The organism is Mycobacterium sp., assembly GCF_049802695.1.
Taxonomy (GTDB): domain Bacteria; phylum Actinomycetota; class Actinomycetes; order Mycobacteriales; family Mycobacteriaceae; genus Mycobacterium.
In genome coordinates, this window is sequence record NZ_JBARMY010000343.1 from 1 (window position 1) to 16,557 (window position 16,557).

General features: G+C 64.9%; 18 protein-coding genes and 1 pseudogene. 10 read left to right on the forward strand and 9 right to left on the reverse strand.

All coding sequences use genetic code 11. The features are described 5' to 3' along the window. Together WA317_RS14170 and fadA6 are read left to right on the forward strand one after the other, a co-directional pair. Window positions 1-146 (forward strand): annotated as a pseudogene (locus WA317_RS14170) (TetR family transcriptional regulator); the annotation flags it as partial. A gap of 1 nt (window position 147) precedes the next feature. Continuing rightward, window positions 148-1,296, forward strand: coding sequence for a steroid 3-ketoacyl-CoA thiolase FadA6 (gene fadA6, locus WA317_RS14175; RefSeq protein WP_425173636.1), 1,149 nt, complete (start codon window positions 148-150; stop codon window positions 1,294-1,296). Between the two features lie 14 nt (window positions 1,297-1,310). On the opposite strand, the gene ipdC is transcribed toward fadA6, so the two are convergent. From ipdC to echA20, 4 genes are read right to left on the reverse strand one after another with little or no spacing between them, the layout of a single operon-like run. Further along, entirely contained in the window at window positions 1,311-2,399 is a 1,089-nt protein-coding gene (ipdC, locus tag WA317_RS14180) for a (3aS,4S,5R,7aS)-5-hydroxy-7a-methyl-1-oxo-octahydro-1H-indene-4-carboxyl-CoA dehydrogenase (protein ID WP_425173637.1), read from the reverse strand. Beyond that, window positions 2,396-3,148 (reverse strand): cholesterol ring-cleaving hydrolase subunit IpdB, encoded by a 753-nt coding sequence (gene ipdB / locus WA317_RS14185; protein WP_425173638.1) that lies wholly within the window; start codon window positions 3,146-3,148, stop codon window positions 2,396-2,398. The genes ipdC and ipdB overlap by 4 nt, the downstream gene beginning before the upstream one ends. After that, window positions 3,145-4,023: a cholesterol ring-cleaving hydrolase subunit IpdA gene (gene ipdA, locus WA317_RS14190; protein WP_425173639.1), complete on the reverse strand. Its 879-nt coding sequence runs from the start codon at window positions 4,021-4,023 to the stop codon at window positions 3,145-3,147. The genes ipdB and ipdA overlap by 4 nt, the downstream gene beginning before the upstream one ends. A gap of 47 nt (window positions 4,024-4,070) precedes the next feature. Continuing rightward, entirely contained in the window at window positions 4,071-4,814 is a 744-nt protein-coding gene (gene echA20 / locus WA317_RS14195; protein ID WP_425173640.1) for a (7aS)-7a-methyl-1,5-dioxo-2,3,5,6,7,7a-hexahydro-1H-indene-carboxyl-CoA hydrolase, read from the reverse strand. Between the two features lie 56 nt (window positions 4,815-4,870). Here echA20 and WA317_RS14200 point away from each other — a divergent pair, with 56 nt between their 5' ends. Further along, window positions 4,871-5,650, forward strand: a complete 780-nt coding sequence (locus WA317_RS14200; RefSeq protein WP_425173641.1) for an SDR family oxidoreductase — start codon at window positions 4,871-4,873, stop codon at window positions 5,648-5,650. A 14-nt stretch (window positions 5,651-5,664) separates the two neighbouring features. Beyond that, entirely contained in the window at window positions 5,665-6,576 is a 912-nt protein-coding gene (locus tag WA317_RS14205; RefSeq protein WP_425173642.1) for an SDR family oxidoreductase, read from the forward strand. 36 nt (window positions 6,577-6,612) lie between these two features. Here WA317_RS14205 and WA317_RS14210 read toward each other — a convergent pair whose 3' ends face one another. The 5 genes from WA317_RS14210 to WA317_RS14230 form a co-directional block, all read right to left on the reverse strand. After that, window positions 6,613-7,680, reverse strand: a complete 1,068-nt coding sequence (locus WA317_RS14210) for a histidine phosphatase family protein (protein ID WP_425173643.1) — start codon at window positions 7,678-7,680, stop codon at window positions 6,613-6,615. Window positions 7,681-7,730: 50 nt separating this feature from the next. Continuing rightward, a complete protein-coding gene (locus WA317_RS14215; protein WP_425173644.1) occupies window positions 7,731-8,183 on the reverse strand; it encodes a nitroreductase family deazaflavin-dependent oxidoreductase in 453 nt (150 codons plus the stop codon). A 99-nt stretch (window positions 8,184-8,282) separates the two neighbouring features. Beyond that, complete coding sequence (locus WA317_RS14220) at window positions 8,283-8,741, reverse strand: nitroreductase family deazaflavin-dependent oxidoreductase (protein WP_425173645.1); 459 nt, start codon at window positions 8,739-8,741, stop codon at window positions 8,283-8,285. Window positions 8,742-8,751: 10 nt separating this feature from the next. Next, the gene (locus WA317_RS14225; RefSeq protein WP_425173646.1) at window positions 8,752-9,180 is read right to left on the reverse strand and encodes a hypothetical protein; all 429 of its coding nucleotides are present in this window, start codon (window positions 9,178-9,180) and stop codon (window positions 8,752-8,754) included. 6 nt (window positions 9,181-9,186) lie between these two features. Then, complete coding sequence (locus tag WA317_RS14230; RefSeq protein WP_425173647.1) at window positions 9,187-10,347, reverse strand: steroid 3-ketoacyl-CoA thiolase; 1,161 nt, start codon at window positions 10,345-10,347, stop codon at window positions 9,187-9,189. Between the two features lie 117 nt (window positions 10,348-10,464). Here WA317_RS14230 and WA317_RS14235 point away from each other — a divergent pair, with 117 nt between their 5' ends. The 6 genes from WA317_RS14235 to WA317_RS14260 are packed head-to-tail and all read left to right on the forward strand — an operon-like array spanning window position 10,465 to window position 16,411. Continuing rightward, window positions 10,465-11,715 (forward strand): cytochrome P450, encoded by a 1,251-nt coding sequence (locus WA317_RS14235; RefSeq protein WP_425173648.1) that lies wholly within the window; start codon window positions 10,465-10,467, stop codon window positions 11,713-11,715. Window positions 11,716-11,732: 17 nt separating this feature from the next. After that, window positions 11,733-12,752 carry an acyl-CoA dehydrogenase family protein gene (locus WA317_RS14240; RefSeq protein ID WP_425173653.1) on the forward strand — a complete coding sequence of 340 codons (1,020 nt, stop codon included), beginning with the start codon at window positions 11,733-11,735 and terminating at the stop codon, window positions 12,750-12,752. After that, complete coding sequence (gene fadE29 / locus WA317_RS14245; RefSeq protein WP_425173649.1) at window positions 12,737-13,900, forward strand: acyl-CoA dehydrogenase FadE29; 1,164 nt, start codon at window positions 12,737-12,739, stop codon at window positions 13,898-13,900. Before WA317_RS14240 ends, fadE29 begins: the two co-directional genes overlap by 16 nt. Further along, window positions 13,897-14,853, forward strand: a complete 957-nt coding sequence (locus tag WA317_RS14250) for a bifunctional MaoC family dehydratase N-terminal/OB-fold nucleic acid binding domain-containing protein (RefSeq protein ID WP_425173650.1) — start codon at window positions 13,897-13,899, stop codon at window positions 14,851-14,853. Before fadE29 ends, WA317_RS14250 begins: the two co-directional genes overlap by 4 nt. Beyond that, window positions 14,850-15,251, forward strand: coding sequence for a MaoC family dehydratase (locus tag WA317_RS14255; RefSeq protein ID WP_425173651.1), 402 nt, complete (start codon window positions 14,850-14,852; stop codon window positions 15,249-15,251). Before WA317_RS14250 ends, WA317_RS14255 begins: the two co-directional genes overlap by 4 nt. Next, entirely contained in the window at window positions 15,251-16,411 is a 1,161-nt protein-coding gene (locus tag WA317_RS14260) for a lipid-transfer protein (protein WP_425173652.1), read from the forward strand. The genes WA317_RS14255 and WA317_RS14260 overlap by 1 nt, the downstream gene beginning before the upstream one ends. Window positions 16,412-16,557 lie beyond the last annotated feature (146 nt).

The window sequence follows — 16,557 nt, forward strand, 5'->3', positions numbered from 1 at the left end:
ACCTGGTCTACCGTTTCATCCGGGATACCACCTGGGTGTCGGTGCGTTGGTACCAACCAGGCGGTCCGCTGACCGCTCAGCAGGTCGGCGAGCAGTATCTCGCCATCGTCTTAGGCGGAATCACCGCCGAAAAAGAAGGAGTCTGAAATGACGGAGGCCTACGTCGTCGACGCTGTGCGTACCGCGGTCGGCAAGCGCAATGGCGGGTTGGCCGGCGTGCACCCGATCGATCTGGGTGCCGCGGCCTTCCACGGTCTGTTCGACCGCCTCGATGTCGATCCGGCCGCTGTCGACGACGTGATTGTCGGCTGTGTGGACGCCATCGGCGGCCAGGCGGGCAACATCGGCCGACTGGCGTGGCTGGCGGCGGGTTACCCGGAAGAAGTTCCCGGTGTCACCGTCGACCGGCAGTGCGGGTCCAGTCAGCAGGCCATTTCGTTCGGTGCGCAGGCAATCCTGTCGGGTACCGCGGACGTGATCCTCGCCGGTGGCGTGCAGAACATGAGCAAGATCCCGATCGCTTCGGCGATGGAGGTCGGCAAGCAACTCGGCTTCACCTCACCGACCGGAGAGTCCAAGGGCTGGCAGCACCGCTACGGTGACGAGGAGATCTCGCAGTTCCGGGGTGCGGAATTGATCGCCGAGCGCTGGAATCTGTCCCGCGAGGAGATGGAGCGGTTCGCTCTGGCGAGCCACCAGCGGGCGCTGGCGGCGATCCGCGCGGGGCACTTCGACAACGAGATCGTCGCGGTCGACGACTTCCGGCTCGACGAGGGGCCGCGAGACACCACCCTGGAGAAGATGGCCGGGCTGCCCGCATTGTCCGAAGGTGGCCGGTTGACGGCGGCGCTGGCCAGCCAGATCTCCGACGGCGCCAGCGCGGTGCTGCTTGCTTCCGAGCAGGCCGTCAAGGACCACAAGCTGGCCCCGCGTGCCCGTATCCACCACATCAGCGCGCGCGGCGCTGATCCGGTATTCATGCTGACCGGTCCGATTCCGGCCACCCGCTACGCGCTGGAAAAGACCGGCCTGTCGATCGAAGACATCGACGTCGTCGAGATCAACGAGGCGTTCGCGCCGGTGGTGCTGGCTTGGCTCAAGGAGATCAAGGCGGACCCGGAGAGGGTCAATCCCAACGGTGGCGCCATCGCGCTCGGTCATCCGCTCGGTGCCACCGGCGCCAAGCTGTTCACCACCATGCTCAACGAGCTGGAACGCACCGGCGGTCGCTACGGGTTGCAGACGATGTGCGAGGGCGGCGGCACCGCCAACGTCACGATCATCGAGCGGCTCTAGCTCGGGGCCGGTAGTTACGTTTCGGCGCGTGGGCGCTCCTCCACCAGCGCAGTCGCGGCCTGAAGATGCGTTACGGCGTCGCGCACGATCGACTCGATCACCTCTGCGCACGACGGCAGGTCGTTGAGGATGCCGGCCACCTGGCCCGACGCCAGCACTCCCGCCCCGGTATTGCCCTCAACCAAGCCGGCTTTGAGCAGCATCGGGGTGTTCGCCGCCATCAGAACCTGCGACCAAGTCATTTCCTTGCCGTGCCGCATCGCCAGGCCGTCGCTGATCATGGACCGCCAACTCATCTGGGACATCTTCTTGAACTTTGCGGCGTTACGCACCGCGGCGGTGAAGCCTCTTGCGCGCGACCCGCCTTCCAACTTCTCCACCAGCTCGGTGCGCAGAACGCGGTGCGGCATACCGTCGACGCGAGTCGTGACGACAGTCCCGTTCAGTTCAGATTCCAGGTACCGCCGTTTGACAGAATCCGGGACGGTGGAGTCCGACGTCAGCAAAAATCTGGTACCCATCGCGACACCGGCCGCCCCGTAGGACAACGCCGCGGCGAGCCCGCGGCCGTCGAAGAATCCGCCTGCCGCGATCACCGGGATGCCGGTGCCCGCGATGGCGTCCAGCACCGACGGCAGTAGCAATGTCGTGGCCACAGGTCCGGTGTGCCCGCCGCCTTCGCCGCCTTGCACAATCATGGCGTCGGCGCCCCAGCTCGCCACCTTGCGCGCGTGCTTGGCCGCGCCAATCGACGGAATGACCACCGCGCCGGCTTGTTTGAGCCGGCTGATCAGTTCCTGCTTAGGCGCCAGCGCGAACGACGCCACCTTGACGCCTTCGCGGATCATCAATTCGACCCGGTCCGGTGCATCGGCGGCGTCGGCGCGGATGTTCACCCCGAAGGGCTTGTCGGTGGCGGCCTTGACCTTCCCGATCGCCGTCGCCAACTCGTCGAGGGTCATCGTCGCTGACGCCAGGATGCCCAGCCCGCCGGCGTTGGCGGTGGCCGATACCAGCCGGGCACCGGCGACCCAGCCCATTCCGGTCTGCACCACCGGGTGCTCGACACCGACCAGCTCGGTCAGCGGCGTGCGCAACCTCATACCCGCACCTCTCTGTCGCGCAGAGCTTTCGGGTCAAGCACAGCACGGATGAGCTGCAATTCGTCGGTGTCGGGCAGTCTGGTCCGGCCGGCCTCGGAAAGGCCGTGCACCTCAAATGACGTGGCTTCGCGAACGTCGTCCGGGCTGACCCCAGGGTGCAGGGTCAATGCCCGCATCGTGTGCTCGGGGCCGCCGAAGTCGAACGCCCCTAGGTTGGACACCACCCGGTAGACGTTGACGAAGCGGAACGCGGGATTGTCCGCGTCGATCTTGTCGTAGCCGATCCCGGAGACCACGTCGACGGTCTCGCTGAACACCCGCTTGGAATGGTTGCCGACCCAGTAGCTGGTCGCGTGGTTGACCGTGTTGCCGGGAGCGCCGCGCACACCGAACATCTGCCGGGTCGGATGCTGCAGCGGGCCGAACGCCGACAAGTTCTGATTGCCGTACCGGTCAACCTGATTCGCGCCCATCACGACGTGTCGTCGGCCCCAGGCCAACGTCTCGAATACCCGGCCGAACGGCATCCACCCTTCGATCGCACCTGACGCACCCAACGCCGGGGTGTCCGCCAGCAGTTGCGCCTCACCGTCGGTCAACAAGATGTCCGGGGCGAAGGTCAGCCGGGCCAGTCGCGCACCTATCGACGCCACCGTGGTCATCGGGCTGATCATGATTTCGCCCGCGTCGCGGAACAACTCGGCGCAGGCGGTCACACAGACCTCGGCACGGCTGACGGAATCGCTCACGCGTCCTCCCCGAATTTCCGCACCGCCGTCTGGTAGTCGCCTTCGCTGCCGGATAAATAGGTCGCCACGAACTGCGCCCACTCCTCCTCAGAGGAGGCAGCCTGAGCGTAGAAACGCTGGAACTTCTCGTCCCGCCCGTAATCCGGTGCAGCGGTGGTGAAGTGAGCACCGCCGGACGCCTCTGCCACCGCATCGACCATCATCCGGTTCACCAGCAGCCCCTGCGGCGGCACCGCCTTGACAAGCTCATCCGTCGACGCGATACGTTCCACCGACAGGTAGCGCTTGTCGGCGGCCATCAGGAACAGATCGTCGAAGTAGGGATCAATGCCCGTGTAGGCGGCATTGCCCTGCGCGTCACCGAGATTGAGGTGCACGAACGCGGCGTCGAGTCGTAGCGCCGGCATGGCGATCAGCGTCTCGTATCCACCGCCCGGCGCTGGATACGGTGATGTGACCGTTCCCAGTTCGCCGTCCCAGAAGTCGGGGACTGAACTGCCCAGTCCGGCGCGGATCGGCAGGAAGGGCAGCCGTTGTGCGGCTGCCTGCAGCCCGCAGCGCAGCATGCCCTCGTCCATTTCGCGGGCCTCGACGGCTCCGCTGGTGCGTGCCCGCGCGAACCACGGGTCATAGAACGGCGGCGAGTCGAGTGAGACGAATCCGTAGTAGACGCGCTTGATCTTGCCCGCCGAGCACAGCAGCCCGATGTCCGGTCCGCCGTAGCTGACCACGGTCAGGTCAGTGACGTCGGTACGCAGAATGGCACGCATGAAGGCCATCGGTTTACGTCGCGAGCCCCAGCCGCCGATCCCGATGGTCATACCACTGCGCAAATTCGCGACAGCGTCGTCCAGAGAAGTCCTTTTATCGGTCACTATGCGCCGCTCCTCCTCATCGCTTCGCTCTGCATCGTCGTCGGCGGCTATGACTTCTTCACAAACGCGTCGCGGTGCTCGTCGGCCACTCCGGCGAGGTTGAGCTCGAAGGTGAAACCCTGCTCCATCCGGTAACTGGAATTAACCCGTTGCAAATCAATAAGGTTCAGTGCTTCTTTGGCGGCCCGGATCACTCGGGTGTCTTTCGAGGCGATGTCGCGCGCCACGCGCATCGCAGCCTCGTCAAGCTCGTCGCGAGGTACCACCTCGTGTACCGAGCCGTAGTGGTGCAAGGTCGCGGCGTCGACAGTTGCGGCCGTGAAGAACAACCGCCGCATCACATGCTGCGGTACCAGCCGGGACAGGTGAGTGGCCGCGCCCAGGGCGCCGCGCTCCACTTCGGGCAGCCCGAAGGTGGCGTCGTCGGACGCGACGATGACGTCCGCATTGCCCACCAGCCCGATACCACCCCCGACACAGAATCCGTTGACCGCGGCGATCACCGGCACTGCGCATTCGTAGACCGCACGGAACGCAGCGAAGCAGCCGCGATTGGCGTCGATCAGCGCGGTGAAACCCTCAGTCCGCTGCATCTCCTTGATGTCTACGCCGGCGTTGAAGCCGCGGCCCTCGGCCCGCAAAATCACCGCGTGCGTCTGGGGATCTTTTCCTACTGTGGTCAGGGCGTCGGCAAGCTCGAACCAGCCGCGCGACGGAATGGCGTTGACGGGCGGGAAGTCGACGGTGACCGCGACTATGCCCGGTTCGGTGGTCTTGGAGGTAATCGTCATTGGCACGTCCTGAGGGTCGGTTACCTAAGCAAGCACTTGCTTGGTACGCTAACACAGTGACTCGCGCCGACGGAGCCGACTTCTTCAACTTCCGACTCAGTGGGCGGGTGGTACTGGTGACCGGTGGCGTTCGAGGGGTAGGCGCGGGCATCAGCGCGGTCTTCGCGCAGCAGGGCGCCACCGTGGTCACCTGCGCGAGGCGCTCGGTGCAGGGTTCGCCCTACGAGTTTCATTCGTGCGACATCCGCGACGACGACGCCGTCAAGGTGATGATCGACGCGATCTGCGAGCGTCACAGCAAGCTCGACGTGGTGGTCAACAATGCCGGAGGTTCGCCCTATGTGCTGACCGCCGATTCCAGCGCGAAGTTCAACCGGAAGATCGTCGAGTTGAACCTGCTTGGCGCGCTGTCGGTTTCCCAGCACGCGAATGCCAAGATGCAAAGCCAACAGCACGGCGGGTCGATCGTCAACATCACCAGCGTCAGTGGCCGTCGGCCGACTCCCGGCACCGCCGCGTACGGAGCAGCCAAGGCGGGCATCGAAAGCCTTACCCAGACTCTGGCGGTGGAGTGGGCACCGAAGGTGCGGGTGAACGCGCTGGTGGTGGGAATGGTCGAGACTGAACAAGCCGAATTGTTTTACGGCGACGCCGAATCAATCGCCGCGATCTCCGCCAATGTGCCGCTGGGCCGGCTGGCCACCCCCGACGACGTCGGTTGGGCGGCAGCGTTTCTGGCTTCGGATGCGGCGTCTTACATCAGCGGTGCGGCGTTGCAGGTGCACGGTGGCGGCGAGCCGCCGCACTATCTCGCCACAACCAGCGCGATCAAGTAGAGGAGACAACAAAGATGGGTTTGGTCGACGGCCGAGTGGTCATCGTTACCGGAGCGGGCGGAGGCATCGGGCGTGCGCATGCCCTCGCATTCGCCGCCGAAGGTGCGCGGGTCGTGGTCAACGACATCGGCGTCGGCCTGGATGGTTCGCCGGCGAGCGGCGGCAGCGCGGCGCAAGGCGTCGTCGACGAGATCACCGGCGCCGGTGGCGAAGCCGTCGCCGACGGATCCGACATCGCGGACTGGAACCAGGCGGCCAGCCTGGTCGCGACCGCAATCGACACATTCGGTGGTCTGGATGTTCTGGTCAACAACGCCGGCATCGTCCGCGACAGAATGCTCGCCAACACCAGCGAGGACGAGTTCGACGCCGTGATCGCGGTGCACCTCAAAGGACACTTCGCCACCCTGCGGCACGCGGGGTCGTACTGGCGTGGGCTGTCCAAAGAGGGCAAAACCGTTGACGCACGGATCATCAACACCAGCTCGGGTGCCGGATTGCAGGGCAGTGTCGGGCAGGGCAACTACAGCGCGGCGAAGGCCGGCATCGCGGCGCTGACGCTCGTCGCTGCCGCCGAGATGCGCCGTTACGGCGTGACCGTCAACGCCATCGCGCCGTCAGCGCGCACTCGCATGACCGAAACCGTCTTCGCCGAGATGATGGCCAGGCCCGACGAGGGGTTCGACGCGATGGCTCCGGAGAACATCTCGCCGTTGGTGGTGTGGCTGGGCAGTACCGAATCCCGCGACGTTACCGGCAAAGTGTTCGAGGTCGAAGGTGGTGTGATCCGGGTCGCCGAGGGTTGGGCGCACGGGCCGCAGGTCGACAAAGGCGCGAAGTGGTATCCGGCTGAATTGGGCCCGGTGGTCAGCGATCTGCTCGCCAAGTCCCGCCCTCCGGTCCCGGTCTACGGAGCGGGTTCCTAGCCCGAACCTGAGCGTGCACTGGCTCAGGGGTCGCGGTCAGAAGGCCGTGAGAATCTCACCGACCATAGTGCTCAACTCAGCAGACAGTGCACCCGTCGACTCGGCTGCGATCATGGGCAGCCCGCTGGCCGGGTCGCTCAAGCTGAGCTCCGGAGTGGCGCTATGCAAAGCGTCGACGACGTCATCGATCACCGCTTGCGGAAATTGAGCTGTTGCCGTGCTGACTTCGCTGACGCCGTTCTGGATCGCATCGGTGATCGTCGTCGGATCACCAGTGGTGACTGCTTCCCAGATGTGGTAAGCCGCCATTTGCGGCGCCGTGATCAAGTCGCGCGCGTCGACGAACAGGTCAGTGGCCAGACCAGGATCCTGGGGGACTGGTTGGCCGTCCCAGTCGACCAGTGTCCAGCCGTCCGCGGGATCACCCTGAACTTCGACAGTGCCCGTGTAGGGCAGCAGGTCCCCGGTCTGCAGCAGCTCCTCGAGGACGACCTGGAAATCGGGGTTGTTGACGTTCATCAACGTCCAGATCGCGATTGTTCCCTCGTGTGAGAAGACTGCGTCGGTGCTGTCGCCGTTCGTGACGGTCGTGTCGTAGATCGTCTGAACCGCACCGTTGACGCGGTCTTCGAACTCCATCCCGTCGAAGTCGGAGGAGCCCGGCTCCGGCACGAAGTCAAGGCCGAGCGTCCACAGCACTGGGGCCAGCAGATACAGCGCGCCGCCGAGCGGGATGTTCCCGACATCGACGGGTGCACCCTCGAAGATGCCGGCGTCGATCTCGTTGAGCCCGGGCAGGTCGTGCACGGGCAATCCCAGCAGCTCCGCCAATGGCGCCGCGGTTTCCTGAGACCTGATCATCGTGGACGCATAGATCTCGTCGATGCCGCTGTACTGCAGCGCCGTAGCGACGTCAGATGCCTGTCCCCGGCCCAGCTCGGTAAGCGACGGTCCGGGCACCAACGTGTTGATCACCGCCATGTCGCCCGACTCTCCGTGCCGCACGAAGTCGAGCGTTATCGACTCGTCGGCCCAAGCCGTCGCCGATCCGAGGAACAACGGGCCGGCCGACAGCAAGCCGACAGCGACGTGGCGCAACCGCATGCGGGCAAGCTATCGCAGATACCCGGCGCGTTTGCGCGAATTCGCAGGGACTATGCCGGTTCGCAGACCACCAACGGGATCACCCGATCGGTGGCTTCGCGATATCCGCGGTAGGGCGGATACATCTTGATCAACGGCGGCCAATAGCGCTTGCGCTCCCCATCGGTGGCGTCACGCGCCACCAGCCGTAGATGCTGTCCGCGGATCTGCACCTCCACCTCGGGGTCGGCTTTGAGGTTGAGGTACCACACCGGGTTCTCGGCGCGGCCACCGAAGGACGCCGGCAGGATGACCCGGTCGCCGTCGCGCAGATACAGCGTCGGCGTGGTCCGCGGCTCGCCCGATTTGCGGCCGGTGGTAGTCAGCAGCGCCGTGGGAAACCACAGCAACCTCGAGCCGAGGTGGCCGTTGGTGCGGCGATACACCCAAATGTGGCCGCGGGCAAAGTACTTGAGCGTCAGCGCCAGAAAACGTGAATTGCGGATGCCCCCTTGTCTGAACACGTCTTAAGCCTAGTTGGCCGCTGCGCACGCCCGACACTTAAACCTTTGTGACGACTCGCCGGTGCGGTTCGCACTGGCTTAAGTCTCGGCGAGACACAACTAGGGGTCACAGATGACGATCGGAATCCTGCGATCAGTCCAGGACTGATAGTCGTCGAAGCTCGGGTACATCTTGACCAACTGCGGCCAATAGTGGGCGCGCTCGTCGTCGGTGGCGTCGCGCGCGGTCAGGTCGAGCACTTCTTTCTTGATCTGCACCTGGACTTTGGGATTGGCTTTGAGGTTCAGGTACCACATCGGGTTCTTCTCCGAGCCGCCCTTCGATGCGACCAGGATGACCCGGTTTCCGTCGCGCCGGAACAATAACGGGCTCACCCGGGGCTGTCCGGTTTTGCGGCCGGTGGTGGTCAGCAGGGCGACAGGGGCTTTCCCGAACGTGCCGCCGAGTCCCTCGCCGCCGCCACGGCGGTACATGAAGGTGTTGACACGGGACATCCACTTGATGATGAAGTTGGTGACGGGTGTATTCAGGTAGCGCGGCGGTGATTTGGAAGCCATGACAGTGATCCTAAATCCGGTGGTGCTGAATGAACGGGTGTAATCGAACCGTGATGTGGTGGATCCGGCCGTCGGTTGGCGGTATCACGAACGTCTCGTCGATGTGCGCGGCCACCCGTCGCCCGGCGAAGCCGGTCTTGGTCACGATGTCATACACCGCCCGTACTTCGTCGCCGGTGACCGTGTACTCCGCTTGGGTGGCTGCTTGAATGATCCGGTACTGCGGACCGCGAGTCAGACTGCGGCGCAGATGATTACCGGAGAACCCGGTTTTGATGCCTTGTTCGATACGGACGCAACCGGGCGCGAACGGAACCGAATCGCCGTCATGGCTGACCAGAGCATCGATGTACGCCTGGGCGGCCGCGATGCGGTCGTCGTCGGACACGGACCCGCCGGACGACGCAGCGGACCCCGGGCCCGGTGACGGGTCGACCATCGAGGGTCAGATCCGCTCGATGATGGTGCCGGTGGACAGCGCCCCGCCGGCACACATCGTGATCAGCGCGGTGCTTTGATCAGAGCGCTCCAACTCGTGCAGCGCGGTGGTGATCAAGCGGCTGCCGGTGCTGCCCACCGGATGACCGAGTGCGATGGCGCCACCGTTGACGTTCACCCGCTCCATGTCGGGCTCGTGCACCCGCGCCCAGGACAGCACCACCGACGCAAACGCCTCGTTGATCTCGACGACGTCGATATCACCGACTTTCATGCCGGCTTTCTCCAGCACCTTCGCCGTCGACTGGACCGGGCCGTCGAGGTGGTAGTAGGGCTCCGCGCCCACCAGCGCCTGGCTGACGATCCGGGCGCGGGGCCGCAAACCCAGCGCCTTCGCCTTGTCTTCGTCCATCCACAGCACCGCCGCCGCACCGTCGGAGATCTGCGACGAGGTGCCTGCGGTATGAATACCGCCATCCATCACCGGCTTCAGTTGGCGCAGGCCCTCCAGCGTGGTGTCCCGCAGACCCTGGTCGCGGCTCACTGAGTGACGCTCGCGGGTGGGCTGCTTCTGCTCGTCGAGCACCGGCGCCTCGAGCGCTGAGATCTCCCGGTCGAAACGGCCCTCATCCCAGGCCCGCTTCGCGCGCTGCTGGGACTGGAAACCGAAGAAGTCGATGTCGTCGCGAGTGATGCCGCGCCGCTTGGCGATTCGCTCGGCCGCCTCGAACTGGTTGGGCAAGTCGATGTCCCACGACTCCGCACGCCAGTTGCGGTCGGGGCCCGCGTTGGCGCCCAGTCCGACCCGGCTCATCGCCTCGACGCCGCACGCGATGCCGGTGTCGATGGCTCCGGCGGCGATCAAACCGGCGACCAGGTGGTTGGCCTGCTGCCCACTGCCGCACTGGCAGTCCACGGTGGTGGCGCCGACGTGCTCGGGCAGGCCGACCGTCAGCCATGCGGTGCGGCTGATGTTGTTGGACTGCTCGGCGTACTGCGTCACGCAGCCGCCGATGACTTGTTCGACCTCGCCGGCGTCGATGCCAGCCTCGTCGACCAGAGCCTTCTGCACAGCGCCCAACAGTTCGGTGGCATGAAGCCCCGACAACCAGCCGTTACGTTTGCCGATGGGGCTGCGGGTGGCTGCGACGATTACCGGGTTACCCATGCGGCCAGGCTAGAACACGTTTCATTACTCTGACAAGCGACGACGCATCGCGCCTTTTGTCTGCGGTGGAGCCATGTTTTACTGGCACTAGAACACGTTGTAAGGAGGAGCGCGCTGATGCCTACCCCCCATCTTCCGCCGGGGTTCGACTTTCTCGATCCGGACGTCAATGTCAAGGGCTTACCCGTCGCGGAATTGGCCGAGGTGCGCAAGTCCGAGCCGATCTTCTGGGTCGACGTTCCGGGTGGCACCGGTGGGTTCGGCGACAAAGGCTATTGGGCTATCTCCAAGCACAAGGACGTCAAAGAGATCTCCGTGCGCAGCGACGTCTTCTCCAGCCAGCAGGACTGCGCCATTCCGGTGTGGCCGCAGGAGATGACCCGCGAGCAGATCGACCTGCAGCGCAGCGTCATGCTCAACATGGACGCCCCGCACCACACCCGGCTGCGCAAGATCATCTCCCGCGGTTTCACCCCGCGCGCCATCGGGCGGCTGAGCGACGAACTGGCCGCTCGCGCACAGAACATCGCCAAAACCGCAGCGGCGGCGGGCACCGGCGACTTCGTCGAGCAGGTGTCCTGCGAACTGCCGCTGCAGGCCATCGCCGGTCTGCTGGGTGTTCCCCAGGAAGACCGCGACAAGCTCTTCCGCTGGTCCAACGAAATGACCGGCAACGAGGACCCGGAGTACGCGCACATCGACCCGGCGACCTCATCGGTTGAGCTGATCATGTACGCGATGAAGATGGCCGAGGAGCGCACCAATAATCCTGGCGAAGACATCGTCACTCAGCTCGTCCAGGCCGACATCGACGGCGAAAAGCTGTCCGACGACGAATTCGGGTTCTTCGTGGTGATGCTCGCCGTCGCCGGCAACGAGACCACGCGCAACTCCATCACCCACGGTATGATCGCGTTCGCCGACAACCCTGACCAGTGGGAGCTCTACAAGAAGGAACGTCCCGATACCACCGCCGACGAGATCGTCCGTTGGGCCACCCCGGTCACCGCGTTCCAGCGCACCGCACTGGAGGACTGCGAGCTGTCCGGGGTGCCGATCAAGAAGGGCCAGCGGGTCGTCATGTTCTACCGCTCGGCCAACTTCGACGAGGAAGTCTTCGAAAACCCCTTCAGGTTCGACATCTTGCGGAACCCGAATCCGCACGTCGGGTTCGGCGGCACCGGTGCGCACTACTGCATCGGCGCCAACCTGGCCCGGATGACGATCAACCTGATCTTCAACGCGGTCGCCGACCACATGCCCGACCTGAAGCCGATCGCCCAGCCCGAGCGACTGCGGTCGGGCTGGCTGAACGGCATTAAGCACTGGCAGGTCGACTACACCGGCAAATGCCCGGTCGCTCAGTGACAGGCCCAAAAGCGACGATGGACTTCGATCTCACTACCGAGCAGCAAGCCGTTGCCGATGTGGTGACATCGGTGATGGACCGGGAGTTGAGCTGGGACGCGCTGGTCAGCGGGGGAGTGACGGCGCTGCCGGTGCCGGAACGTCTCGGCGGCGACGGGGTCGGGCTGTCCGAGGTCGCGACGGCGCTGACCGAAATCGGTCGCCACGGCGCCATCACACCCGCACTGGCCACCCTGGGTCTGAGCGTGGTGCCGCTGCTCGATCTGGCATCCGAGGAGCAACAGGACCGTTTTCTGGCCGGCGTCGGGAAGGGCGGCGTGCTGACCGCAGCGCTGAACGAGCCGGGCACCGCGCTGCCCGACCGGCCCGCAACGACGCTCGTGCACGGCCGGCTGTCGGGCACCAAAGTCGGTGTGGCGTATGCCGAACAAGCGCAGTGGCTGCTGGTCACCGCGGACAGTGCCGTCGTCGTGGTTTCGCCGAAAGCTGACGGAGTGCAGTTGGTGCGCACCCCGACGTCAAACGGAAGCGACGAGTACACAGTCACTTTCGCCGATGTCGCGGTCGCCGACGGCGACGTGTTGACCGGGGCGGAGGCCGATCGGGTCAACAAGTTGGCACTGTCGATGATCGGCGCGTACGCCGACGGGCTGGTGGCGGGAGCGCTGCGGCTGACGGCCGACTATGTGGCCAACCGACACCAGTTCGGCAAACCACTATCGACGTTCCAGACGGTGGCAGCCCAACTGGCGGAAGTCTACATTGCCTCGCGCACAATCGATTTGGCCGCCAAGTCGGCCGCTTGGCGACTGGCGGAGGGTCGAGACGCCGACGACGACCTCGACGTGCTGGGATTCTGGGTCGCATCGCAAGCGCCGCCAGCGATGCAGATCTGCCACCACCTACATGGCGGCATGGGCATGGACATCACCTATCCGATGCCGAGGTACTACTCCACGATCAAAGACCTGACCCGGCTGCTGGGTGGGCCGTCGCATCGTCTCGAGCTGGTGGGAGCGTTATGTTCATCGACCTGACACCGGAACAGCGGCAGCTGCAAGCCGAACTGCGGCAATACTTCTCAGGACTGATCTCGCCCGAAGAGGCGAAAGAAATGGAGACTGACCGGCACGGCAAAGCCTACCGGGCGGTGATCCGGCGGATGGGTCAGGATGGCAAGCTCGGTGTCGGGTGGCCGAAGGAGTTCGGCGGCCTCGGCTTCGGCCCGATCGAGCAGCAGATTTTCGTCAACGAGGCGCACCGGGCCGACGTGCCGTTGCCTGCGGTGACGCTGCAGACCGTAGGTCCCACACTTCAGGTCTACGGCAACGAATTGCAGAAAAAGAAGTTCCTGCCGGCCATCTTGGCCGGTGAGGTACATTTCGCGATCGGCTACACCGAACCAGAAGCCGGTACTGATCTGGCCGCGCTGCGGACGACGGCGGTTCGCCATGGTGACGAGTACATCGTCAACGGACAGAAGGTCTTCACCACAGGCGCCCACGACGCGGATTACGTCTGGTTGGCGTGTCGCACCGACCCGGAAGCCGTGAAGCACAGGGGTATTTCCATTCTGATCGTCGACACCAAGGATGCCGGCTATTCGTGGACGCCGATAATCCTGTCCGACGGTGCACATCACACCAACGCCACGTACTACAACGACGTTCGGGTGCCCGCCGACATGCTGGTCGGTGAGGAGAACGGCGGTTGGCGGCTGATCACGACCCAGCTCAACAACGAGCGGGTGATGCTCGGCCCGGCCGGCCGCTTCGCGAGCATCTACGACCGCGTGCGGGAGTGGGCTGCCAAGCCGGGCGGTGACGGCGTCACTCCGATCGACCGCGACGACGTCAAGCGTGCGCTCGGCGAGATCCACTCGGTCTGGCGGATCAATGAGTTGCTGAACTGGCAGGTGGCCGCCGCCGGCGAGGAGATCAACGTTGCGGACGCCGCCGCCACCAAAGTGTTTGGCACCGAACGGGTTCAGTATGTGGGCCGGTTGGCCGAAGAGATCGTCGGCAAATACGGCAATCCCGCCGAGCCGGACACCGCCGAGCTGCTCGACTGGCTCGACTCCCAGACGAAGCGAAATCTGGTCATCACCTTCGGCGGGGGCGTGAACGAAGTGATGCGAGAGATGATCGCGGCCTCGGGTCTCAAGGTGCCGAGAGTGCCCCGGTGAGCGGAGCGGGCGACTTTCAAGCGGCCGTCGAGCAAGTCAAGGCAGCAGGTAAAAGCAAGCCGCGCGTCGGCCGGGACCCGGTGAATCAGCCGATGATTCACCACTGGGTGGATGCGATGGGTGACGCCAACCCAGTCTATGTCGACGAAGCGGCGGCCCAGGCTGCGGGTCACCCCGGCATCGTCGCGCCACCGGCGATGATTCAGGTGTGGACAATGACGGGGCTCGGCGGTGTCCGGCCCGACGACGACCCGCTGGGTCGCATCATCACGTTGTTCGACGACGCCGGCTACGTCGGCGTGGTGGCAACCAACTGCGAGCAGACCTATCACCGGTATCTGCGGCCGGGCGAAGAGGTCAGCGTCAGTGCCGAACTGACCGACGTGATCGGTCCCAAGCACACCGCGCTCGGCGAAGGCTACTTCATCAACCAGCACATCAGCTGGCAGGTCGGCGACGAGGACGTGGCCGAAATGAACTGGCGCATATTGAAATTCAAGCCACGGGATAATGAAAAGCCGTCGGCACCCGACAACCTCGACCCGGCGGCGTTGATGCGTCCGTCGTCGTCGAAGGACACCCAATACTTCTGGGACGGCGTCAACGCCCACGAATTGCGCATCCAGCGGCGGGGTGACGGAAGCCTGCAGCACCCGCCCGTGCCGGCGGTATGGCAGGACAAGCAGGCGCCGACCGAGTACGTGGTGGCCAGCGGTAAAGGCACCGTCTTCAGCTTCGTGGTACACCACGCGCCGAAGGTGCCCGGTCGCACCCTGCCGTTCGTCATCGCGCTCGTCGAACTGGAAGAAGGAGTGCGCATGCTCGGCGAACTGCGCAATGTCGATCCCGCGGCGGTGCAGATCGGATTGAGGGTGCGCGCAACCTATCTTGACTTCCCGGAAAGTGACGCGGGGCCGGCGTGGACACTGTACGCGTGGGAGCCGGACGCATGAGCGCGCCGGTTGTCGAAGTGGGCACAGTGCTGCCGAGGCTCTCGCTTTTTGGTGATCCGACGTTCATCGTCTCGACGGCGCTGGCGACTCGGGACTTCCAGGACGTGCACCACGACCGGGACAAGGCGCAGGCCAAGGGGTCCAAAGACATCTTCGTGAATATCTTGACCGACACCGGCCTGGTCGAGCGCTACGTCACCGATTGGGCGGGACCGTCCGCGATCATCAAGGCTATCGGCCTGCGGCTGGGTGTGCCGTGGTACGCCTACGACACTGTGACGTTCTCCGGGGAGGTGACCGCGGTCGACGACGGTCGGATCGCCGTGGAAGTGTTCGGGCGCAACAGCCTCGGCGATCACGTCATCGCCACCGTCACCCTGACCGTGGGCGCGGCCTGATGCTGTCGGGGAAAGCTGCGATTGTCGGCATCGGTGCCACCGACTTCTCCAAGAACTCCGGTCGCAGCGAGCTGCGGTTGGCGGCCGAGGCGGTGCAGGACGCGCTGGACGACGCCGGGCTGACGGCCGGCGACGTCGACGGGTTGACGACGTTCACGATGGACACCAACACCGAAGTCGCGGTGGCTCGCGCTGCGGGAATCGGTGAGCTGAAATTCTTTTCGAAGATCCACTACGGCGGGGGCGCCGCCTGCGCGATCATTCAGCAGGCCGCGATGGCCGTCGCCACCGGGGTGGCCGATGTTGTGGTCGCCTACCGGGCGTTCAACGAACGCTCCGGCATGCGCTTCGGCCAGGTGCAAAGCCGGCTGACTGAGAACGCCGACTCCACCGGCGTGGACAACTCGTTCTCCTATCCGCACGGGCTGAGCACACCGGCCGCGCAGGTCGCGATGATCGCCAAGCGGTACATGCACCTGTCCGGGGCCATCAGCCGGGACTTCGGCGCCATCTCGGTGGCCGACCGCAAACACGCGGCCAACAACCCGAAGGCATACTTTTACGAGAAACCGATAAGCATTGACGAGCACCAGAATTCGCGGTGGATCGCTGAGCCGTTGCGGTTGCTGGACTGCTGCCAGGAAACCGACGGCGCCGTCGCGATCGTCGTGACGTCGACAGAGCGGGCCCGCGACCTCAAGCACCGGCCTGCGGTCATCGACGCCGCGGCACAGGGTTCCAGCCCCGACCAGTACACGATGGTCAGCTACTACCGACCTGAGCTCCACGGCCTGCCGGAGATGGGTCTGGTCGGCCGTCAGCTGTGGCAGCAGTCCGGGTTGCGACCCACCGACATCCAAACCGCGGTGCTCTACGACCATTTCACTCCTTTCACACTGATTCAGCTGGAGGAGCTGGGCTTCTGCGGCTGGGGCGAGGCGAAGGACTTCATCGCGGACGGTGCCATCGAAGTCGGTGGGCGACTGCCGATCAACACCCACGGCGGCCAGCTCGGTGAGGCATACATCCACGGCATGAACGGCATCGCCGAGGGTGTGCGGCAGCTGCGGGGCACCTCAGTGAACCCGGTGCCCGATGTCGAGCATGTGCTCGTCACCGCGGGCACGGGCGTTCCGACGTCGGGGTTGATTCTGGGCTAACCTTTTGCGCCGAGCGTGAAGCTAGACATCCCAGGTGCGTAGGTTGTCAAGCGGCTTGGATTTCGGGGCCGGTTTGACGGTGTGCCCAGGCTTGGTGTTCGTTGTAGTGAGTTCGGTGGCGTAGGCAGCCGTGGAGGATGCCGACG